This is a genomic window from Pseudoalteromonas sp. TB64 (genome assembly GCF_000498095.1).
Classification (GTDB): domain Bacteria; phylum Pseudomonadota; class Gammaproteobacteria; order Enterobacterales; family Alteromonadaceae; genus Pseudoalteromonas.
Genome location: NZ_AUTQ01000099.1, coordinates 87,547 through 109,042, shown reverse-complemented (window position 1 = coordinate 109,042; position 21,496 = coordinate 87,547). Strand labels below are relative to the sequence as shown.

The window sequence follows — 21,496 nt, the reverse complement described above, 5'->3', positions numbered from 1 at the left end:
CTTAAAGGGCAGTGTATGCCTTGCCTTTATGCTGCGTTATCGTCTATTTATAGGGAAAACCACACATCACAGGTTCTGCCTTGCTTAAATACCAAATAAGCTGTTGAAAATTAAACCACCAAAGATCAACACGCCTTAGTCAATTTATATACTGTAATCGCCCATTTATAGAGAGTAGCTTATTGTACAAATTCTATTTTTTATAAAAAACCAAACTTACTGCTGTAAAGTCAATCATTATAGATAAACAAGCACTTAAATAGTGTGTGTTTTTTGTGCGTGTATTTACTAATTTTAGCTGGATTGATTAGCCGTGTTTTGGTACAATTTCGCCCCGTCTTGATGATATACCCTAAGGCTCTTCTTTGGGTGTTATATTCCTTTTAATTCCTGATATTCTAGGGTTCGCATGAGTACAAAATTTATCTTCGTTACTGGCGGNCTGGCCGCTATTTTAGAAGCCCGTGGTTTAAATGTTACCATTTTAAAGCTGGATCCTTACATCAACGTTGACCCAGGCACAATGAGCCCAATTCAACACGGTGAAGTATACGTTACAGAAGACGGCGCAGAAACTGACCTTGATTTAGGTCACTACGAGCGTTTTATTCGTACCAAAATGACTAGTCGTAATAACTTCACACAAGGCCGTGTATACGAAGACGTATTACGTCGTGAGCGCCGTGGTGAATACCTAGGCGCAACTATTCAGGTTATTCCACATATCACTAACGATATTAAGCAACGTGTATATGACGGTGCTGAAGGTTATGATATTGCTATTGTAGAAATTGGCGGCACAGTAGGTGATATAGAATCACAACCGTTTATTGAAGCAATCCGTCAGATGGGAACTGAAATTGGCCGCGAACGCGCGCTATTTATTCACTTAACGCTAGTGCCATTTTTAGGCCCTGCAGGTGAAGTTAAAACGAAACCAACTCAGCACTCTGTTAAAGAGTTACGCTCAGTAGGTATTCAACCAGATATTCTTATTTGTCGTTCAGACCGTAAACTACCAAATAATGAGCGTGCAAAAATCTCATTATTTACAAACGTAGAAGAAAAAGCGGTTATTTCATTACCTGACGTAGACAGTATTTATAAAATTCCAGCGCTATTAAAAACGCAAGAATTAGATAACTTCGTATGTCGTCGTTTTCACTTAGATCCACCTGAAGCTGATTTAGCTGAGTGGGAACAAGTACTTTATCAAGAGTCTAACCCAACGGGTGAAGTGACTATTGGTATGGTTGGTAAATACACTGAATTACCAGATGCGTACAAATCGGTTAACGAAGCCTTAAAGCATGCGGGTCTTAAAAATCGTTTAACAATAAATATTCAATACGTAGATTCACAAGATCTTGAAAGCAAAGGTGTTGAGCTGTTATCTAATTTAGACGCTATTTTAGTGCCAGGCGGCTTTGGTGGTCGTGGTGTTGAAGGTAAGATATTAGCGGCTAAATATGCGCGTGAAAACAAGGTGCCTTATTTAGGTATTTGTTTAGGTATGCAAGTAGCGCTTATTGAATATGCACGAAATGTTGCCGGTCTTACTGATGCTAACTCAACAGAGTTTAATGCAAAATCTGCGGCTCCCGTTGTTGGTTTAATTACTGAATGGCTTGATGCTGAAGGTAATGTTGAAACACGCAGCGAAAAATCTGATTTAGGTGGCACAATGCGTTTAGGTGCACAAAAATGTCATTTAACACCGGGTTCTAAAGTGCATGAAATGTACGGTAGTGATGAAATTGTAGAACGTCATCGTCATCGTTACGAAGTTAACAATAACTTTGTAGAGCAACTTGAAAAAGCAGGTTTGAGCTTCACTGGTTTATCAGAAGATAAAAAACTGGTAGAAATTATTGAAAATAAAGATCACCCTTGGTTTATTGCCGCTCAATTCCATCCGGAATTTACGTCAACACCACGTGATGGTCATCCGCTATTCGAAGGGTTTGTAGCAGCCGCTCATATCCACCAGAAAGCGTCATCATAATTTAAAAAAGCCGTGCATATTGCACGGCTTTTTTGTTTTAAGGGCTGACTAAGTTATATAAAACGTAGTAAAGTTAGTCGAACTCACCATTTTGGGAATATAGAGGAAACAAGATGTCAAAAATCGTAAAAGTAATCGGTCGCGAAATTATGGACTCGCGTGGTAACCCAACTGTTGAAGCTGATGTACATTTAGCTGATGGTTCATGGGGCCGTGCTGCAGCACCTTCAGGTGCATCTACAGGTACTCGCGAAGCATTAGAGTTACGTGATGGTGACAAAACACGTTATTTAGGCAAAGGCGTATTAAAAGCTGTTGGTTTTATCAATAACGAAATCGCAGACGCTCTAGCTGGTCAAAACGCATTAGAACAAAGCGCTGTTGATAAAGTAATGCTAGATTTAGATGGTACTGAAAATAAAGAAAAACTAGGTGCCAATGCAATCTTAGCTGTATCACTAGCGACTGCAAAAGCAGCAGCTCAATCTAAAAAAGTTGAGCTTTACGAACATATCGCTGACTTAAACGGTACACCGGGTGTTTATTCAATGCCTCTTCCAATGATGAATATCATCAATGGTGGCGAGCATGCAGATAACTCTGTAGACATCCAAGAATTTATGATCCAGCCAGTTGGTGCTAAAAACTTCCGCGAAGGCCTACGTATGGGTGCTGAAGTATTCCATAGCCTTGCTAAAGTACTTAAAGCTGACGGTCATTCAACGGCTGTTGGTGATGAAGGTGGTTTTGCGCCTAACCTTGCTTCTAACGAAGCGGCACTTGCTGCAATTAAAGTTGCTGTTGCAAACGCGGGTTACGAGTTAGGCAAAGACATCACTTTAGCGATGGATTGTGCTGCATCTGAGTTTTACGACAAAGAAGCAAACATTTACGACCTTAAAGGTGAAGGTAAAAAATTCACTTCTGAAGAGTTCAACTTCTTCTTACAAGATCTTACTACTCGCTACCCAATTGTTTCTATCGAAGATGGTCTTGATGAGTCTGATTGGGATGGCTTTGCACACCAAACAAAACTAATGGGTGATAAAATCCAATTAGTAGGTGATGATTTATTCGTAACAAACACTAAGATTTTAAAACGTGGTATCGACAACGGTATTGCTAACTCAATCTTAATTAAGTTTAACCAAATCGGTTCTTTAACTGAAACTTTAGCTGCAATTAAAATGGCTAAAGACGCTGGTTTTACTGTTGTTATTTCTCATCGTTCAGGTGAAACTGAAGACTCAACAATTGCTGATTTAGCGGTTGGTACTGCTGCAGGTCAAATTAAAACGGGTTCATTGAGCCGTTCTGATCGTGTTGCTAAGTATAACCAATTGCTTCGTATTGAAGAGCAATTAGGTGATAAAGCACCGTACAATGGTCTTAAAGAAGTTAAAGGTCAGTAATTCTATTTCATATAGAATCTGATTTTTAATTTAGATTATAAAATCCTCGCACAAGCGGGGATTTTTTATGCCTGATACTTTTATTCAAAGAGGTGAGAATAAGTTGTAGGCGTTAAACTTGCTGACGCGCGCACGCAGTGCAAACAAAGGGGACACAAAAGTATAATTATTTATTGAAGCTTTCGTTTTTTTGCGCACTTAAAGCTGAAACTGCTGTTTTAAAATATCACCAGTAAAACTCGTTTTTAAATAAAAACCACGTGGTAAGGTTTTTATTATTTGTCCATTAGGACCAATAGCATCGGTTACTATTTTGCTATGGGCCGCTTTAGGGCGAATTTGCATTACATCGCCTAAATGCCCTGATATTTCATCAATTCGACCAAGTGCAATTAACTCCATTTGCTCCTCCCAGTCACGCTGTAGCAGTGCATCTTGCGCAGGAGTAGGTTGCCATAAAAAACCGCTGCCTATCGTCCTATCAAATGGAGCTATATCGCGTTCACTTAAAATAGGTAACCATAAAACATGGTTTAGTTTTTTACGCACACTGCTGTTATGCCAAATCATGCCGGTTACATTCATGAGAGGTGTAACCGATACAAATGTTGTTTCTAGCGGTTTACCTTTATAAGAAATAGGCAGTGTTTTAAGTTCAATTCCTAAGTCTTCAAAATCGGGAAGGGGCTTTGAGCCCGCTGTAGCTCCTAAAACATATTCAATTAATTGTCCCGTCCAGCCTTTTTCTCGTAGTAAATCGTCAGGTGTTTTAAAATTATACTCATTGGCTAATTGACCAAGTGTAAGCCCTGCAATGTTATTAACGCGCTGTATTAAGTCATTAATTGAATGTGGTTTTATCGGTCTCATATCACTAATTTAAGTTGTATAAATATCATGAGCATGATAGCAAATAGCCTAAGCCGTGGATATCTTTAGGGTTGTTTGTTTTTTGTGCAGGGTGTGTGTGCTGTAATTTTATGCACACCAAAAAATGAGAAAATTAAGTTAAGTGACTGAACTACATTATTATTTTTTAAATTTGCGTTCATAATTGATTAAGCTAATTTAGAGTTGTATTGATAAATACATATGTATAAACAAGTTTATCCACAGATTCTGTGGAGAACATGGGTTTTTAGATCTTATATTGTGGATTTGTTTGCAAAATGAGCGTGTTTTACAAAAGTTATGCACAAGCTGTGAGTAAGCATAGTAAAACTACGTGTTAAAGTTATCTTAATGCACAAATTCAATTAGCATTGTTACTATTTCGAAAATGAATGCAATTGTTGTAAAGTAACACCTTGATATTAAGCCCTTGTGAAAAGCCTAATTTTAAAGCGCAACGTGGCTTGGGTATAATAGTGTTTGCCGTATTGCGGGTAATGTGGAACAATCATAAAAAATCGACTTACAAATGAGGCACTAAGGTGATTGATGCCGAAGGTTTTCGTGCCAATGTCGGAATTGTAATTTGCAATAATCAAGGGCAGGTATTTTGGGCTAGACGTTATGGTCAACATTCTTGGCAATTTCCCCAAGGTGGTGTTGATGATGGTGAAACGCCGGAACAAACTATGTACCGTGAATTACACGAAGAAGTAGGGCTGCGACCAGAAGATGTAGAAATAGTCGCAAGTTCAAAACATTGGTTACGCTATAAATTACCCAAACGATTAATCCGCCGCGACTCTAGTCCGGTGTGTATTGGGCAAAAACAAAAATGGTTTTTACTAAAATTACGTTGTGAAGACGAAGATGTAAACTTACTTAAAACTCATCATCCAGAATTTGATGATTGGCGTTGGGTTAGTTATTGGTATCCTGTAAGACAGGTAGTATCGTTTAAACGGGATGTTTATCGACGTGTAATGAAAGAGTTTGCACCTTTCGCCATGCCTTTTAACAAGAGAGAACAACATAAAGATCATTGGCGAACTAAAAGGTAGAAAACTAAGTACAAAATAAAGGAGCAGGACATGCTGGCTACACTGAGATCTATTGCTGAGTCTGTATCGCAACAAGCGAGTTTAGACAATGCTTTAGTGTGCTTTGTGCAAATGGTAAAAGATGCCATGAAAACCCAGTGCTGCTCTATTTATTTTGCTGATTATAGCCAAGATAATTTTGTACTTATGGCAACCGAAGGGCTAAACCCCGATGCGGTAGGTAAGTTTAGAATAGGTTTTACCGAAGGTTTAGTTGGTTTAGTAGCGCAACGCGAAGAACCGATTAATATTGCATTTGCTAAATCTCACCCGCGCTTTAAGCTCTCCCCCGAAGTAAATGAAGAAGGCTACAATGCTTTTTTATCTGTGCCCGTGGTACATCAAAAAAAAGTACTCGGCGTTATTGTTGTTCAACAAAAAATGGCGCGTGTATTTAGCCAAGATGAAGAATCGTTTTTAATAACTCTTTCAGCTCAACTAGCTTCACAGTTAGCACATGCTGAGATTAAAGAAGTTTTACGCCAAGATGAATCATCTCATCAAACGTCTGTTTTAAAAGGGGTATCGAGTGCTCCAGGAATTGGTATCGGCCAAGCGTTTGTGCTTCTTCCAAAGCTTGATTTTAAATCAATAGAACTTTTAAAAGATAGTGATGTAGTAGAGCAAAGACGTTTATTTACTCAAGCAGTTGCCGCCACTCGTAAAGAGTTTAATACCCTTTCAATGACACTAAGTGACTCTATACCGCATGAAGCATTAGCAGTATTTGATGTATACCAACAATTACTTGATGCTAAAAGTTTAGGTCATAATGTTGAAATGCAATTGCAAGAAGGCTGGTGTGCTAAAAGCGCTCTAAAAATAGTGATAGAGCGTTTAATATCACAATTTAATGCCATGCAAGACCCATATATAAAAGAACGTGCTGTTGATGTTAAAGATATTGGCTTGCGTGTATTACACCATCTTGTAAACACGGAGCGAGCAGTTAAAGATTACCCGCCTAATACCATTCTTATTGCTAATACAGTAACGCCCGCTATGCTTGCTGAAGTACCTAAAGGGTGTTTGTCAGGGGTAGTGAGTGTTAGTGGTTCTGTAAATAGCCATGCGTCAATTTTAACGCGAGCTATGGGTATACCGGCAATCTGGGGTATCGAAGATTTACCTTTGTTGCAGTTTAATAATAAAACAATGATTTTAGATGCATTTGCAGGGCGTTTATATATATCGCCTTCGCAAATGTTGGTCGATGAATACACTCGATTACAACATCAAGATAACCTACTTAATAATCGCTTTTTAGAAGAACAAAACTCAGAAGCTGTTACTCTCGATGGTGAGCGTATTAGCTTACGATTAAACGCAGGGCTTGAACTCAATACAGAGCAAAGTAGTGTTGATATTTGTGATGGCGTGGGGCTGTATCGTACTGAAGCGTGGTTTATGCAAAAAGGGCAGTTTCCTTCACAATTAGAGCAAGAAAACTGGTACCGAGAAGTATTAAAAAGCTACCATCCAAAACCAGTGGTTATGCGTACCTTAGACATAGGTGGTGATAAAGTACTTGATTACTTTAATATTACCGAAGAAAACCCATTTTTAGGATGGCGTGGTATTCGTATAAGTCTTGATCATCCAGAACTATTTTTAGATCAACTCAAAGCCATGCTTAAAGCAAATATGGGCTTAGGTAATTTAAAAATAATGCTGCCAATGATCAGCGGCTACGAAGAAGTAGAAGAGTCGCTCGCTTTGTTCGAGCAAGCTTATTACGAACTAAGTGAAAAATACCCAGAGAAAACCATAGAAAAACCAGCAATAGGCATTATGATTGAAGTACCTTCTAGTGTATTTATGATCCCAGAATGGTCTAAAAAAGTCGATTTTTGCTCGGTAGGCAGTAACGATTTAACTCAATACTTATTAGCGGTTGATAGAGCCAATGCGCGAGTGGCAGATCTTTTTACGTCATATCACCCTGGTGTACTTAGAGTATTAAATAAAATAGCGTGTGAGTGCGAGCAATACAAAATACCGTTTAGTTTGTGTGGTGAGCTTGGCGGTGATCCTGAAGGTGCTATTTTACTTATAGCAATGGGTTATAGGCGCTTAAGTATGAACTTATCGTCACTCAATAAAATAAAATGGGTATTAAGGCGTTTAAAAGTGAGTGATATGGATAAATTACTTACTGAATGCTTGGCTCAATCTACCGCTAAACAAGTACTGCGTTTAACGCGTAACTTTATGCTAGATCATAAACTCGGTGATTTGTTTTATACACCTAAATAATTCGGCACTTCTAAATGTTTAGAGGTGCTATATATTATGCCAATAATCCTTTAATATATGCATTCCCAATAGGTATTAGAGATAACTATGTATGACTTAGGGCTGTTGGTCGCAAGTTGCGCACTACTAGGCTGTATTGTCGGATTTTTAGCTGGATTATTAGGCATTGGCGGCGGTTTAATTATTGTCCCAGTACTCAGCGCTTTGCTACTCTTATTCGATGTAACTTCGGTAGATCATGTATTAGTGATTGCTATTGCAACATCGCTTGCCTCAATATTATTTACCTCGACGTCTTCAGCCTTGGCTCATCATAAAAATGATAACGTGCCTTGGGCAATTGCGCCTTGGGTTATGTCGGGTGTTGCTTTAGGGGCACTTATTAGTGGTTTTGCAGCCAGCCTCATACCTGAACAAATATTACGAACTGTATTTGCAGTAAGTGTTGTCTTTATTGCAGCAAGAATGGTGCTATCTACTCGTAATAAAGCTGTGTCAGAAAAACCGTTACCAGCAGGTCCTATTTTAGGTGGCATTTCTGCTGTAATGGGCGGGCTATCGGGATTAATTGGTATTGGTGGCGGGGCGCTTATTGTGCCTATGCTTAACCACTTTTCGGTTGATATTAAAAAAGCCATTGGTTGCGCTGCAGCATGCGGAATTGTAATTGCACTGTTTGGCTCTATTGGGTACATCAGTGCTGGTTGGCAGGTTACAGATTTTAAAGACGGTTTTGTTGGGTTTGTGTATCTTCCCGCATTATTTGGGATTGTAATTACATCGTGGTTTGTCGCACCTTTAGGGGCTAAAGCAACGCACTATTTACCAGTAAATACAATAAAGAAAGTTTTCGCGGTATTGCTTGTTGTTATCGCAATTAAAATGATTTTTAGCTAAAGGTTTATTTTTTATGTCACTTGAGTTTCCTCAAATCGATCCAATTATTTTTTCAGTTGGACCACTAAGCGTACGATGGTACGGATTAATGTATTTAATAGGTTTTGCATTTGCGATGTGGTTTGCTAATCGCCAAGCGTCAAAACCAAACTCTGGTTGGACTAAAGAGCAGGTGAGCGACTTCCTATTTTACAGCATGCTGGGAGTTATTCTTGGTGGACGTATTGGGTATGTATTGTTTTACCAGTTTAGTTACTTTATAGAAAACCCACTTTATTTATTTAGAATAGACCAAGGTGGAATGTCGTTTCATGGTGGAACATTAGGCGTTATAGCTGCCGTCGCTATTTTTTCGTGGACGCGTAAAAAATCACTTCTTCAAGTTGGCGATTTTGTTGCACCACTCGTACCTGTAGGATTATTAGCAGGGCGTATTGGCAACTTTATAAATGGCGAGTTATGGGGCCGAGTTACCGATGTGCCATGGGCAATGGTATTTCCTACTGGCGGGCCACTTGCGCGTCATCCATCACAGTTATACGAAGCATTTTTTGAAGGCTTAGTGCTGTTTTTGATACTACATTGGTTTATTAAAAAGCCTCGCCCAGCGGGCAGTGTAGCAGGTGTGTTTTTATTAGGTTATGGCGTATTTAGGTTCTGTATTGAGTACTTCCGCCAACCTGATGCGCAATTAGGTTTATTTGCCGACTTTATATCAATGGGACAAATACTTTCGTTGCCAATGATTGTAGGTGGTTTAGGCTTATTAATTTGGGCATATAAGCAACCTAAACAAATAACCACAGCTAAAGCATAATAAGAAGTAACCTATGAAACAATATTTAAAATTATGTCAGCGCATTGTTGACGAAGGGCAATGGGTAGAAAACAAACGTACCGGTACGCGTTGTTTAACCGTTATTAATGCCGATTTAGAATACGATGTAGCTAACAACCAGTTCCCGATGATCACGACCCGAAAAAGCTACTACAAAGCTGCCATTGCTGAGTTACTAGGGTATTTACGTGGTTACGATAGCGCTGAGCAGTTTCGTAATATTGGCTGTAAAACGTGGGATGCTAACGCAAACGATAACAACGCATGGCTTAATAATCCTCACCGTAAAGGCGAGGACGATATGGGCCGTGTGTATGGTGTGCAAGGACGTGGTTGGCAACGGCCAGATGGTTCAACACTCGATCAGCTTGCTAAAGTAATTAATAACTTAAAAAATGGCATAGATGATCGCGGTGAAATAATTACCTTCTATAATCCAGGTGAGTTTGAATTAGGTTGCTTGCGCCCGTGTATGCATACACACACTTTTTCGCTACTTGGTGATACATTATATTTAACGTCGTATCAGCGTAGCTGCGACGTGCCATTAGGGCTGAATTTTAATCAAATTCAATGCTTTGTATTACTCGCGTTGGTTGCTCAAATTACAGGGCATAAAGCAGGTAAGGCGTATCATAAAATTGCAAACGCGCATATTTACGAAAATCAGTTAGAATTAATGCGTGACGTACAATTAAAACGAGAGCCGTTTACGTCTCCACAATTAAAAATAAACCCAAAAATTAAATCGCTAGACGACATAGAAACGTGGGTTACACGAGACGACTTTGAAGTAATAGGCTATGAAAGCCATGAACCGATCCAATATCCGTTTTCGGTATAATAATTAATAAATTAAGGAAAGCATAATGAAAGCAGTTATTCCAGTAGCAGGGCTTGGTACTCGCATGTTGCCAGCCACAAAAGCAATCCCAAAAGAAATGTTACCAATAGTTGACCGTCCTTTAATTCAGTACGTAGTTAACGAAGCCGTTGCTGCCGGTATTAAAGAGATCGTACTTGTAACGCACTCAAGTAAAAACTCAATCGAAAATCATTTTGATACAAGTTTTGAACTTGAAGCTACATTAGAAAAGCGTGTTAAGCGGCAATTACTTGCCGAAGTGCAAGCTATTTGCCCTAAAGACGTAACTATAATTCACGTACGCCAAGGTGAAGCAAAAGGTTTAGGGCATGCAATTAGCTGTGCTGCACCAATTATTGGTAACGAACCGTTTGTTGTAATTTTACCTGACGTAATTATTGATGATGTAGAAAGTAACCTTAAAAAAGACAACCTAGCTGAAATGATCAGCCGTTATAACGAAACAAAACATAGCCAAATAATGGTAGAGCCAGTACCAGTAGAAGATGTTGATAAATTTGGTGTAGTTGATTTAGGCGATGTTACTTTAAGCCAAGGTGAAAGCTCACCAATTTTTAATATGGTAGAAAAGCCACCTGTAGACGAAGCACCATCAAACTTAGCAGTTGTTGGTCGTTATGTATTAAGTGAAAATATTTGGCCATTACTGGCTAAAACCCCACAAGGTGCGGGCGATGAGATTCAGCTTACAGATGCAATAGCAATGTTAATGCAGCACGAAAAAGTAGATGCATACGCAATTAAAGGTCGTAGTCACGACTGTGGCAGCAAAATTGGTTACTTAAAAGCGACAATCGAATTTGCACTTCGTCGCGACGAATTTGCAGGCGAACTTAAAACGTTTATTAAAACATTAATATAATTTAATTACTTTTTAAATTATTGAAGGCGCCTATATGGCGCCTTTTTTAATGTTTAAGTTATAACAACTCTTAATGGCGTTTTAGGCATAAAATAGAATAGTTTTATTATCTATACAGACATATTATGAAATATGTTGTAGTGTTTATATTAACTGGCATTAAATTTGTATTATGTATAGTTCTCAAGGTAGAGAGGGAACAGCTTGCATCATGTTTTAAATATGATCAGCTTGTAAAGAGCTAAGTGTTATTGCTCACAACTTAAAAGTTAAACGCTTCCTTGCAAGAATGTTTAACTGAAATGTAAGTGTAAACACACTGATTTCAGGATAACGAACACATGTTGAAATATAAAAAAAATAACAATGGGTTATTACTTAGTTTGCTTATGCTTTTTTTTGGTACGGCGTGCACGCTTCTGCCGGAAGAAAAATCATTGCAGCATGAACAAAGTGATTCACCAGAGTATGTATCTATAACTGCATTAGAGCTTGCGCAATTAAAAGATGCTGCAATGCAATGGCAACAAGCAAGATTAGGCATTGAGCGCATTTTAAAGCTCGAAAAAGAGATAACGTATCTTGTTAATCATATTGATATTATTAACACTAAAGCGCTAGCACAATCTGAGCAGGGACACGGTAATAAGTACACCCGTACGCCGCTCGAAACAAACACTACAAAACCACAACAAAGAATTAAGCCTACTAATAGCAATAAAAAACAAACTGTAAAATTAAACGCACCTAAACATGTATTTGCATTACAAGTTGCTTCAGTCGACTCTGAAAAAAGCGTAGTGAAAGCATGGCACGACCTAAATAAACAAGCGGCTCCTTTATTTAGAGACAAAATTTTGACTAATGTTGAAACAGCTAACATTAACAATAAAACGTATTACCGATTAAAACTTGGCTCATATCAAAACCTAAAAAATGCAAAAGCAGATTGTGAAGTATTTAAGCTTTATAAACTGGATTGCATTGTAAGTAATTACACCGATAAACCAGTTAAGTTATAATTAAAATCCAAACTTGCTTATAATTTTTTTATCCATAAAATACCCTCCTTATAATTAGCTGTTTAGGGCAATATTAAGTTTATTCTTCTGACAGCAATTCAAATTGGAAATTTTAGGGAAAGTGAATGCCTATAAAAATGGATTTTAAGCAAGTTGGGCTTTTGTTCACTTTAGCGTTAACTCTTAGCGCTTGTAGTACCGTAAAACAAAAAGAAAAGCCTGAAGTTAAAGCACCTGCAGTACTTATTCATAAAGCAGATTTAGAACAACTACAAAATACCGCTGAGCAATGGAAAACCGCGCAACCAAAGATTGAAAAACCACTTCAGCTAGAAGCGAAGGTATCTGAGCTTACTTCAAGTTTAGAGCAAATAGACACCCGAAACATACGTTATGAAAATGCCATTGAAACCATTTTTAATGAAGAGAGTATTTTAAAAAGCCAACAAACATTGTTTGCTATACAAGTTGCTTCATTTAAAAATAAAACTAGCTTAGAAAGTGCGCTTACTGCTTTAAGATTAAAAGCTCCTAAAATTATAAATGCAGAGCTACCTGTTAATATAGAACCAATTGTTGTAAATAACATCACCCTTTATCGTTTAAAGTTAGGTGCTTATATAAAAAAAGCCGCCGCAAAAAATGATTGCTCTATATTAAAAAAACAAAAAATAAATTGTTTTGTAAGTTATTACACCGAGCAACAACCTCAGTAACTATCTTTTAGGCATAATACTTGCTTTATTCTCTGTATATTTGAAAGAGGATGGCAACTATGCGCCTTTTATTACCCTTATTATTAGTTAACTTAGCTGCTTGTAGTTTAATACCTCAGCCAGAGCCGAGTGTGAGCACCAATGCGCCTAAAGCGGCAATGGCACCCTATACAGTAAACGACTACATAAATAACTTAACTGTGCAGCTTAGCCATATAAAAGAGCCGCTAAGTAATAATACACGAATAGGTGTAAGCAGTTTTTATTTTGCAGATGCACTCGACTCTAAGCTTATGACCGAGCAAGCATCTGGTTTAAGTCAACAAATTCAAGAAAGCCTGCTAACTCAAATGACGCAGCTTGGCTATAACACGGTAGAGTATCGATTAGCTAATAACTTAAATTTATCGACTAATGCAGATAGCGTACTTAGTCGTGATTTAGCGCAGTTACGCAAACGTCAGAATATTGACTTGATAGTCACAGGCACAGTTACACGACAACAACATGCTTATATCGTCAATGCGCGATTAGTAAATATAAATAATAAACAGGTGTTATCTGCTGGCAGTACTGAGATCCCTATTAATGTAATGTGGGGTGATGAAAAAATTCAGCAGCGCGACGGTTACTTATACCGCAGCGAATACTAACCAGGAGCACAAAATGAGAAATCTATTAATTACTTTATGTTTGCCATTAGGCTTTGGTTGTTCGCAAATATTAGGTGTAACTAACTCAGAAGCCGAGCCAATTGTTGAGCAAAGTAACCAAAATACACAATTGGTTAGTAATCAGCGAGAAGTTGCAGCACCAACCGTCAATAACAACCTGTTTCAATCTGGGTTGGTTCAACAAAATAACTACACTAAATCTACACCGTCAGTGCGTAAAAATATAAATCACTACGTGCGTGGAATAATGCAAGATATGGTTGAAAATTTACAATACGTAAATGAAAAAACACCACTCGCTGTTTCCAGCTTTGTATTTTTGGATGATGACTACACTAAAAGTAGCTTACTAGGAAACCAAATTTCAGAAAGCTTTATGCACGAACTACATAGCTTTGGCGTACCTGTTATTGATTTTAAAACAACCGACTATATGCGTGTATCACCCGAAGGTGACTTTGTATTTAGCCGTGATTATTTAGAGTTAAACCAAGATCAAACCTTTAATTATGTATTGGCGGGAACACTTGTAAGCCATCAGGGTGGGGTATTAGTAAATGCTCGTATTGTTGGTCTAAAAAGTAAAGCGGTTGTGGGTACTGCACAAGGCTTTATTCCGCAGTCAGTGGTTGATGCACTCAATAGCAATTACCGCACAGATGGCATAATGCTAAAACAAGCAAGTAAGTGAGGTTAAAATGTATTATAAACTAACCAATACCCTTGTTGCTTTTACATTATTAGGCTTGGGCGGTTGCTCAATAGCACAAACCCAAAACCATGAGCATGTAGAAACAACTAATTCACGCACTAATTTTGATGTGAACGCAGTGTATGAGCAAAAACAAATAGCGCACAATGCTCAAATACAAAATGAGTACGATTCATCAAAGCAATTTATTCCAGGCAAACATCATAAAACATTAGCTAATTACGTAGAGCAAATGGCACTTGATTTAGTCGACACTCTAGAGTCAGAAAATGATGAAGATACGCCTAACATAAACATAGCTGTAACTACTTTAGTCGATTTAGATGCATCGCTTAACAACAGCAATCAGTTAGGTAATCAAATTTCAGAAACGTTAATTCATCAATTACAAAAGTTTGGATACAGCGTAGTCGATTTTAAAACCACAGATACCATTGACGTTAATAGCCGTGGTGACTTCGCTTTTTCGCGTGATATTGCAAAGCTGAGTGAAGATCAAATGGCAAGTCATGTACTGGCAGGCACTTTAATTTATCGCCATAACGGAGTTATAGTTAATACTCGCGTTATAAACGTTAAAACAAAGCAAATTGCAGCCAGTAGCCGAAAATTAATACCGTTATACGTCCTAGATAAAGAAGATATTTACTTATCAAGCAATTAACTTCATTTGGACTTGATATAAAAAACCAGATGCCGTTATAATTCAACCCATTAAGCACACCGCTTTAGTGGCCTCTTAGTTAAATGGATATAACGGCCCCCTCCTAAGGGGCAGTTGCAAGTTCGATTCTTGCAGGGGCTACCAATAAAATCAATGGTTTACAATTTAAATTCCTAACCTCGCTCTTTATGTGTAGCACATATGCAGTATTGTTGATTAGTGCTGAAATTACAAAAGGCTTATTCGTATTTTTTAATAAAATTATTTAATCACATTCAAGACTGCTTTGAGCTATAGCCGACGGTCAGTGATTATAGCATCGGAAGCTAATAATTAATCTTATTTAGATTGAGTATCTTACATCAAGTGAAACTACTATATTAATACTACTATTTTTCGGGAGGATTACCTAACGACTTCATATGCTAATATTTTTTGCTCAGAAGCCTTAACTACTTTTTACTATAGCCTCTAAAATGACCTCGGATTTGATCAACATACATTTTCTTTAAACGTCGGTTTTCATCTTCAAGCTCTTTCATTCGCGTCATTAAAGAGGCATCCACGCCACCGTATTTTTCGCGCCATTTATAAAAGGTTGAGTTGCCCATCATATTCGCTGCATAGCTCAATATGGTGGCACACCGCTATCGGCTTACTTCAAAATAGCGAAGATCTGAGTGTCTGTAAATATGCTTTTTTCATTATTTTCTCCTGTGTATACAATAAGAGAAAATTCTATGCTTGGCATCTATTATTTTTTCGGGGGAATTACCGCGTCATTGCTCACGACTACGTATTTTTCTCATGGATATCTCCTAATTGAAATTTGGAAATAGCTTAAAAGCTTTGATGAGTGATTAGCTTGGTAGTAAAGGCTGCAAAGTGCAGCCTTTACCATATGTTATTGCAACATAAAGGTTTCGTATTCTAAGCTTTCAAATTGTCTCGATAGCCAAAACAAACCAATTACTGAGCTTACAATGGTCGCCAAAGCAAAACCATATCCATAAAACTGTGGTCCAAGAGCAACTGAGATATAGGTAAGTACAACATTAACGACTAAAAATATGCCCGCTAATACTAATACCGTAAAACGTTTATCGAGGTAAAATAAAATATTTAAAATAGATAAAAATATTACTTGCACGCCTACACCAACAACGTCAATAAATAGAAGCGTTTTATAGTTTGGGTCAATTCCGATAAAGGTGAGTATTTGCTCTCCCCACAATAATAAACAAGCGACGGTAATACCCTGAATTTTAAAAATATCGTATATGCCGCCACGAGCAGTTTGAATCATATTGTCTTTTAAAAGGTAAATTTCTTCGAGTGATGAGCCGCCGCGTATTGCTGTGTAAAAACGGTCGTATTGCTCAACAAAATCGGTTTCCATTTTCACTAAAAATACAGCCATGCCAGGGATAATAGACAGATAGGCTAAAAATATTGGTAAGTCGTAAATAGGACTTGCTCTAAGTGTGCCAATAATTTGAATAGATGTACTTGGTGAGTACCAAAAAATAATTTTATCAGCCCACACACCAATGTTATAAAATAACCCACAGAAAAATAGGCTGTAATACACGTTTTTATTATGTAAAAAATCAAAGCTTATAAGTTTTTCGCCTGGGTAGCGCCTAATAATCATAAATAAAAAGCTAAAAAAGAGTAGTGCTTCACCGGCAAAAAAAGCAAAAAATAACCCGTCCAATTGCCAGTCTCTGAGTAGGTAAGCCAGTAATACCATAAAAGCGTATCCGCTTAACATGGTAATTAAAATTAACCTATACTCTTTCATTCCAGATAAAAATATTGCACCAAGCCATTGATTACATAAGCTAATAAAGGCACCTAAAATAATTATTTTAGTAACTACCGGTATTGGTAAAAATGGCCAAACAGCTAAGCCAACAAGTAGCGCACCTATGGTGGTAATTAGTTGAGCGCCAAGTAAGTTTGGCAGAACTTTGGCTTCTTCTTTTTTAAAAAATAAATCAGCAATAAAGCGGGTGAGCATTAATTGCAAACCACCGGTTAAAATAAGTGATGCTGCCATCATGTAGGTAACAAGCGTTAAAAATTGAATGATCAGTACTTTTGGCAGCACTACGCCTAAACTTAAAATACCGATAAGCATTAAAGCGACTATAGATAATAACCAAGGACCAGAACCTATTAATCCTGCATAACCATATGCTTCAAATACTGAAAGCAGGGTATTCTTTTTGAGAATTTTACGTATCTCAAAACCTATTCCGGCCATGACATTGTATCCTTATAAAGAGTGTCGTATCGTGTAAACATATGACTCTCATCATAAAATGTTTGTACGCGTTTAAGACCGCTTGCCTGGTATTCACGCCATTTTTCATTGTCCATCAGCATATTTGATATTTGTAATGCTGTTTCGCTAGATGAGGCTATTGATACAACTTCACCGGCTTTACCCAATGCTTTATCTTCATCGGTGGAGCCTTCTATTATTTCTCGACATGAGCCCACATCACTTGCAAGCACAGGAACGCCTGCAGCCATTGCTTCTAGCAGTACTAAGGGTTGAGCTTCAGAAATAGACGTTAGTGCAACCAGACCCAACTTAGGGAGTACTTTAGTTATATCTTGCATGCCTAAAAACTTGACGTTATTTTCTAAATCTAAACTGCCTACAAGTAATTGGCATTCTTTATAATATTGCGGGTCTTCTTCATAAGGACCTATAATCCAGCCTTCTATGTTTGGCATATTAGACTGTACTTCTTTAATTGCACGTATGAAGGTTTTTATATCTTTTATAGGCACTACGCGACCAATTAATCCCACTGTTTGCGGAATTTCGTCTGAGCGCTGTGCAAGTGCATCTGTAAAGCGAGACGTTTTAATACCATTGGGAACAACAAATGCTTTCTCTGGTGTAGCACCATCTGTAATTTGTCGTTGTCGGTTTCCGTCGTATAAAGAAATTATTTTATCGGCTTCTTGATAAGTTGTTCGACCAATTTGTTCAAAAAAGCTGATCCACATACGGCGTATAAAGCCCATTTCGGTATTTAAATTTTTACCCAAACGCTGTTCAGAGTCTTTAATCCAACTAGCTTGAATAAGATCTATTTTACGCTCTTTGGTATAAATTCCATGTTCGGTTAATAAAAACGGGGTATTACTTATTACACTAGCACCTGCGCCTAAAAGCCCTGCATAGCCAGTTGATATTGAGTGAATAAGTTTAACACTTGGTAAGCCGCGAGCAATTTCGGCTATTTTAAATAGTGGTTTATACAAGTTGCGATATGACCAGAAAAAGTCGATAAACGATGATTCATCACAATAAGTTAAGTAATACTTTGAAAGCACTTGCCATGATGACTCACTATACAAAAAGTCAGCTTCGTTTATACCTTCTTTTTTAGCAAGGTTTTCAAAGGCAAACTTAAGGAGCTCTGTTGGAATTGGATCTTTACAATCACGAAAATAGTTTTGTAATTGCTGCCAAAATTCAAAGAGTTCTTTTTTATATTTAATACCATGCTTGGCTTTTATTTCGGAGGTATCGTTTTCAACCAAATAATGAACATGTAGTTTTGTTACGTTTTTAGGTAAAGTATATTGAATTTCACCATAATGCTCTGATGCACCACCTAAAAAGATAAGCTCAAAAGTATAATGAGGTAAACCTTCAATAATTTGATGAACCCAGCTCGACACTCCGCCACGTACATAAGGGTAGGTGCCCTCTAAAACCAGTAATATATCGGCGCTTGTTTTAGGCATTCCAATACTCCTGTAAATGACGTAATTCGCTCCCTTTAGCTTGCTCAGGAAGTTCTTCTAAATAACGCTTACAGTCATCTAGTTTGTTCATACAAAAAGCAACTTCGGCTTTATATGGTAAAACATGGCGACGTGCCATACCAAGCTCGGTTGCTTTTGTTAAATGCTCAAGCGCTTGCTCATATTTACCTAGTGATAAACAAAGGCGACCTAAAAAAACAAAGGTAGCTGGCTTTTTTACATACTTAATGCTTTCAAGCGATAATGCTTCGGCTTTTTCTAGTACGTATGTACGTAGAGCACCTTGTGCTAACCCTAAATAACTTAATTCCCAATACAGTTCAGCAAGTTGTTGTTGTAAATTACTTAATTTTGGCTGTTGTGTAATTATGGCTATTTCTTGTTGGTATAAGCCTATTTTTTCATTCAGCTTGGTTTCTTTGCCATCAAGTGTTGAGTAGGCCAATAAACGAATATCATCTTCTAAGTCTTTAAGAGCGAGCTTTAAAATAGGAATCGCCTTTATATCACTCATATGACGAGCAGCCATTACAGCACTCAAGCGTTTGTTGGGTTCGCTGGCATATTTTAAAATCGCTTTTAAACCACCAATTGAATAGGTTGGATTAGCTGAAACGACTCTTGCTTCGAACGGGAGTTCTGGGATTTGATGTTCTTCAATTTCAATTTCATCATTTTTAATTGGTTTACACAAAGCAAAAGTAAGAGCAAATACAACACCAATAATACCAAAAACAGGGAGTGTAAATAATAATAAAAACAACAATAAGGCACTGCTAACGAGTGTGGTTTTATACTTTAAAGGAAACAAAATATAACTAACAAAAGTAAAAAATAGACTTGCTAATGCATGCAATAAAATAGCAATGAGCCAATCAGGTGTATCAAGAATTTCTATTAAAGCAAAATACTCACATATACACCCACATATAGCCGCAATAATTATTCTTATCATGAAAGTGCTACCAGTCTCTTTATATTGTCGTTACTAATAGGAAGCGCCATTTGCTGTTCTATAATTATCTCTAACTCGGCTAAGTTTTTACCTGTACGTTCCTTGCTCCAGCTATCTACGCGAGCAATAAAACCACTTTTCTCTAACTCATCAGTCATCGGCATGAGTAGGAGTAACGTTTGTTTTTCATTATCGTATAAGTAAACATCTAAACCTCGACGAGCTTCGGTTAAATAGTCCATAAGTTGACGAGATTCTTCACTAATTTTATTTGCTTTAATTTTTAATAAATGAGAAGCAATGTTGTAACGTTTGGCTTCTTTATTTGCACGTTTTACTTGTTGAGTAAAGTAAGGTGTTTCTTCAATATTCATTACTGGGTTGGTTATTTCATGGCGTAATAAGTCACCAATATGCCCAGCCATAACAGCAAGTAAAGTCAGGGTGTTATCTTTGAGTGCAAAAAACTGTATTTTTTCAACTAAAATAGCAGCGTAAATATTATCGTTCACATCAATAAGTGGAATTGCTATGTGATAATTGCTTATACCTAAAGAAGCTTTAGAGTCTTTAACTGACACAAGTTCTTTTTCTTCAAACATCGCTATTACTAAAGGGTCTGATGTTACCGGCGGATTCATTTTACCAATAACAGCAAGAGGGGATTCTAAAATTTTATTTTTTTCAACCTTGTATAATCCCGCTTTTTCTAATGCACCATACTCTACAAATAAATTAATAATTACGTCGGCGGCACTATCTAGGCGTCTTTCTTTTAGTTTACCAATTGAAGTTCTTACTGCTTGTAATGACTCTCTTAAGCTGAGCGTATGACCTGCGAGCATTTGTTCAATACGGTCGTGTGAAGAGCTGATTAAGTGATACTGGCGCGTAAAAGTTTCTAACCTATCAGACACATATTCTAATTGAATACTTTGTTGCTGATTAGTCCGCTCCCATACATCTCTAAATTCACCGGTAATCATAATTACAATAATATAGCCAATCATAGCGTTAATATTAAACTCGCTTTGAGACGCTAAAACATTCGCTTGTAAAAGCAGTAGCTGACCAACAAGCAAAACTAATATGCTAATAAAGCCTTTTGAAAAACCATAACGTAAAGCGACTAAAAGTGGTCCTAATACGGGCCACGAAAAACCACCTTGCGTCCAAAAGGGATCCTCAGCATTAAACAGGACAGGCAGCCCTAAAGCCAATGCGGTAAATATAAATACCTCAGCCCATATCTGTAGCTCAGGAACTTCTCTTGGACGAAGGAAATGTGTTTTCACTCACTAACCTCTATATAAGAAATTAAATCGGCAATTACATCCTGTGCAGTTGCTGCAATACTATCTCGACCCCAACCACTTTTAGCAATAGTGCCAGTCCATACTGGAGTTGTTTGCCCATTTACGGTTAGTGATAAAGTAAGTGCAACTACTGGTTCGCCATCAAGACCTGCTTTATAACGCCACTCTTCGATACTGCCGCTAAGTACATAATCAGCTTGTTGAGTGCTTAACCATTGCATTGCGTTATCTAAACGGTATTGATCGTCAAGTGGTGGTAATTCTTTATTGTTATTACGTGGTGCACGAATAAGCGTTGGTAACTTATTTTGCTGCCAAATACTGGCTAAAATATCTTCTGCGCGTTCACCTGCAAGCGGTGTCTGAGCATGATTTACAAGTGGTAATAAAGCCACTGTTGTTGACGAACTAAGCTCTACATCATCAGCTACTCTACTTGTAGTACAAGCCGATAGCAGTAAAACTAAACATGGTATAACTAAGCGAAACATATTC

The 21,496-nt window shown here is 37.6% G+C and carries 20 protein-coding genes and 1 tRNA gene; 14 read left to right on the top strand and 7 right to left on the bottom strand.

Annotated features, from left to right (window positions below; all coding sequences use genetic code 11):
* Positions 1-409: 409 nt before the first annotated feature.
* Both L647_RS0107520 and eno read left to right on the top strand, forming a co-directional pair.
* Positions 410-2,005: a CTP synthase gene (locus L647_RS0107520; RefSeq protein ID WP_024610628.1), complete on the top strand. Its 1,596-nt coding sequence runs from the start codon at positions 410-412 to the stop codon at positions 2,003-2,005.
* Between the two features lie 113 nt (positions 2,006-2,118).
* On the top strand, positions 2,119-3,417 hold the full coding sequence (gene eno / locus L647_RS0107515; protein WP_024610627.1) for a phosphopyruvate hydratase: 1,299 nt from the start codon (positions 2,119-2,121) through the stop codon (positions 3,415-3,417).
* Between the two features lie 198 nt (positions 3,418-3,615).
* On the opposite strand, the gene mutH is transcribed toward eno, so the two are convergent.
* Positions 3,616-4,287, bottom strand: a complete 672-nt coding sequence (gene mutH, locus L647_RS0107510; RefSeq protein ID WP_024610626.1) for a DNA mismatch repair endonuclease MutH — start codon at positions 4,285-4,287, stop codon at positions 3,616-3,618.
* Positions 4,288-4,850: 563 nt separating this feature from the next.
* Here mutH and rppH point away from each other — a divergent pair.
* The 12 genes from rppH to L647_RS0107450 all read left to right on the top strand — a co-directional run bounded on the left by rppH (position 4,851) and on the right by L647_RS0107450 (position 15,079).
* Positions 4,851-5,369 carry an RNA pyrophosphohydrolase gene (gene rppH, locus L647_RS0107505; RefSeq protein ID WP_024610625.1) on the top strand — a complete coding sequence of 173 codons (519 nt, stop codon included), beginning with the start codon at positions 4,851-4,853 and terminating at the stop codon, positions 5,367-5,369.
* A gap of 30 nt (positions 5,370-5,399) precedes the next feature.
* The gene (gene ptsP / locus L647_RS0107500; protein ID WP_024610624.1) at positions 5,400-7,664 is read left to right on the top strand and encodes a phosphoenolpyruvate--protein phosphotransferase; all 2,265 of its coding nucleotides are present in this window, start codon (positions 5,400-5,402) and stop codon (positions 7,662-7,664) included.
* An 87-nt stretch (positions 7,665-7,751) separates the two neighbouring features.
* Positions 7,752-8,561, top strand: a complete 810-nt coding sequence (locus L647_RS0107495) for a sulfite exporter TauE/SafE family protein (protein WP_024610623.1) — start codon at positions 7,752-7,754, stop codon at positions 8,559-8,561.
* 13 nt (positions 8,562-8,574) lie between these two features.
* Positions 8,575-9,378, top strand: coding sequence for a prolipoprotein diacylglyceryl transferase (gene lgt / locus L647_RS0107490; RefSeq protein ID WP_024610622.1), 804 nt, complete (start codon positions 8,575-8,577; stop codon positions 9,376-9,378).
* Positions 9,379-9,391: 13 nt separating this feature from the next.
* Positions 9,392-10,243: a thymidylate synthase gene (locus L647_RS0107485; protein ID WP_024610621.1), complete on the top strand. Its 852-nt coding sequence runs from the start codon at positions 9,392-9,394 to the stop codon at positions 10,241-10,243.
* Positions 10,244-10,268: 25 nt separating this feature from the next.
* Entirely contained in the window at positions 10,269-11,147 is an 879-nt protein-coding gene (galU, locus tag L647_RS0107480; protein ID WP_024610620.1) for a UTP--glucose-1-phosphate uridylyltransferase GalU, read from the top strand.
* A 341-nt stretch (positions 11,148-11,488) separates the two neighbouring features.
* Positions 11,489-12,169 carry an SPOR domain-containing protein gene (locus L647_RS0107475; RefSeq protein WP_024610619.1) on the top strand — a complete coding sequence of 227 codons (681 nt, stop codon included), beginning with the start codon at positions 11,489-11,491 and terminating at the stop codon, positions 12,167-12,169.
* A gap of 125 nt (positions 12,170-12,294) precedes the next feature.
* On the top strand, positions 12,295-12,885 hold the full coding sequence (locus tag L647_RS0107470) for an SPOR domain-containing protein (protein WP_024610618.1): 591 nt from the start codon (positions 12,295-12,297) through the stop codon (positions 12,883-12,885).
* A 59-nt stretch (positions 12,886-12,944) separates the two neighbouring features.
* On the top strand, positions 12,945-13,538 hold the full coding sequence (locus L647_RS0107465; RefSeq protein WP_024610617.1) for a FlgO family outer membrane protein: 594 nt from the start codon (positions 12,945-12,947) through the stop codon (positions 13,536-13,538).
* A 13-nt stretch (positions 13,539-13,551) separates the two neighbouring features.
* Complete coding sequence (locus tag L647_RS0107460) at positions 13,552-14,250, top strand: FlgO family outer membrane protein (RefSeq protein ID WP_024610616.1); 699 nt, start codon at positions 13,552-13,554, stop codon at positions 14,248-14,250.
* Between the two features lie 7 nt (positions 14,251-14,257).
* Positions 14,258-14,935, top strand: coding sequence for a FlgO family outer membrane protein (locus L647_RS0107455; protein ID WP_024610615.1), 678 nt, complete (start codon positions 14,258-14,260; stop codon positions 14,933-14,935).
* Positions 14,936-15,004: 69 nt separating this feature from the next.
* Positions 15,005-15,079, top strand: a tRNA-Arg gene (locus L647_RS0107450).
* A 308-nt stretch (positions 15,080-15,387) separates the two neighbouring features.
* Here L647_RS0107450 and L647_RS1000000125595 read toward each other — a convergent pair.
* The 6 genes from L647_RS1000000125595 to L647_RS0107420 all read right to left on the bottom strand — a co-directional run bounded on the left by L647_RS1000000125595 (position 15,388) and on the right by L647_RS0107420 (position 21,492).
* On the bottom strand, positions 15,388-15,549 hold the full coding sequence (locus L647_RS1000000125595) for a transposase (RefSeq protein WP_081706970.1): 162 nt from the start codon (positions 15,547-15,549) through the stop codon (positions 15,388-15,390).
* A gap of 290 nt (positions 15,550-15,839) precedes the next feature.
* Complete coding sequence (gene pelG, locus L647_RS0107440; RefSeq protein WP_024610614.1) at positions 15,840-17,204, bottom strand: exopolysaccharide Pel transporter PelG; 1,365 nt, start codon at positions 17,202-17,204, stop codon at positions 15,840-15,842.
* On the bottom strand, positions 17,192-18,709 hold the full coding sequence (gene pelF / locus L647_RS0107435; RefSeq protein WP_024610613.1) for a GT4 family glycosyltransferase PelF: 1,518 nt from the start codon (positions 18,707-18,709) through the stop codon (positions 17,192-17,194). Before pelF ends, pelG begins: the two co-directional genes overlap by 13 nt.
* Positions 18,702-19,685 (bottom strand): hypothetical protein, encoded by a 984-nt coding sequence (locus L647_RS0107430; protein WP_024610612.1) that lies wholly within the window; start codon positions 19,683-19,685, stop codon positions 18,702-18,704. The genes pelF and L647_RS0107430 overlap by 8 nt, the downstream gene beginning before the upstream one ends.
* Positions 19,682-20,980 (bottom strand): PelD GGDEF domain-containing protein, encoded by a 1,299-nt coding sequence (locus tag L647_RS0107425; RefSeq protein WP_024610611.1) that lies wholly within the window; start codon positions 20,978-20,980, stop codon positions 19,682-19,684. Before L647_RS0107425 ends, L647_RS0107430 begins: the two co-directional genes overlap by 4 nt.
* Positions 20,977-21,492 (bottom strand): hypothetical protein, encoded by a 516-nt coding sequence (locus L647_RS0107420; protein ID WP_024610610.1) that lies wholly within the window; start codon positions 21,490-21,492, stop codon positions 20,977-20,979. Before L647_RS0107420 ends, L647_RS0107425 begins: the two co-directional genes overlap by 4 nt.
* Between the last annotated feature and the right edge of the window lie 4 nt (positions 21,493-21,496).

Bases quoted from the DNA above. Each gene is read 5' to 3' on its own strand.
- eno (WP_024610627.1), top strand. From the start codon at position 2,119: ATGTCAAAAATCGTAAAAGTAATCGGTCGCGAAATTATGGACTCGCGT.
- mutH (WP_024610626.1), bottom strand. From the start codon at position 4,287: ATGAGACCGATAAAACCACATTCAATTAATGACTTAATACAGCGCGTT.
- ptsP (WP_024610624.1), top strand. From the start codon at position 5,400: ATGCTGGCTACACTGAGATCTATTGCTGAGTCTGTATCGCAACAAGCG.
- L647_RS0107495 (WP_024610623.1), top strand. From the start codon at position 7,752: ATGTATGACTTAGGGCTGTTGGTCGCAAGTTGCGCACTACTAGGCTGT.
- lgt (WP_024610622.1), top strand. From the start codon at position 8,575: ATGTCACTTGAGTTTCCTCAAATCGATCCAATTATTTTTTCAGTTGGA.
- L647_RS0107485 (WP_024610621.1), top strand. From the start codon at position 9,392: ATGAAACAATATTTAAAATTATGTCAGCGCATTGTTGACGAAGGGCAA.
- galU (WP_024610620.1), top strand. From the start codon at position 10,269: ATGAAAGCAGTTATTCCAGTAGCAGGGCTTGGTACTCGCATGTTGCCA.
- L647_RS0107475 (WP_024610619.1), top strand. From the start codon at position 11,489: ATGTTGAAATATAAAAAAAATAACAATGGGTTATTACTTAGTTTGCTT.
- L647_RS0107470 (WP_024610618.1), top strand. From the start codon at position 12,295: ATGCCTATAAAAATGGATTTTAAGCAAGTTGGGCTTTTGTTCACTTTA.
- L647_RS0107465 (WP_024610617.1), top strand. From the start codon at position 12,945: ATGCGCCTTTTATTACCCTTATTATTAGTTAACTTAGCTGCTTGTAGT.
- L647_RS0107460 (WP_024610616.1), top strand. From the start codon at position 13,552: ATGAGAAATCTATTAATTACTTTATGTTTGCCATTAGGCTTTGGTTGT.
- L647_RS0107455 (WP_024610615.1), top strand. From the start codon at position 14,258: ATGTATTATAAACTAACCAATACCCTTGTTGCTTTTACATTATTAGGC.
- L647_RS1000000125595 (WP_081706970.1), bottom strand. From the start codon at position 15,549: ATGATGGGCAACTCAACCTTTTATAAATGGCGCGAAAAATACGGTGGC.
- pelG (WP_024610614.1), bottom strand. From the start codon at position 17,204: ATGGCCGGAATAGGTTTTGAGATACGTAAAATTCTCAAAAAGAATACC.
- pelF (WP_024610613.1), bottom strand. From the start codon at position 18,709: ATGCCTAAAACAAGCGCCGATATATTACTGGTTTTAGAGGGCACCTAC.
- L647_RS0107430 (WP_024610612.1), bottom strand. From the start codon at position 19,685: ATGATAAGAATAATTATTGCGGCTATATGTGGGTGTATATGTGAGTAT.
- L647_RS0107420 (WP_024610610.1), bottom strand. From the start codon at position 21,492: ATGTTTCGCTTAGTTATACCATGTTTAGTTTTACTGCTATCGGCTTGT.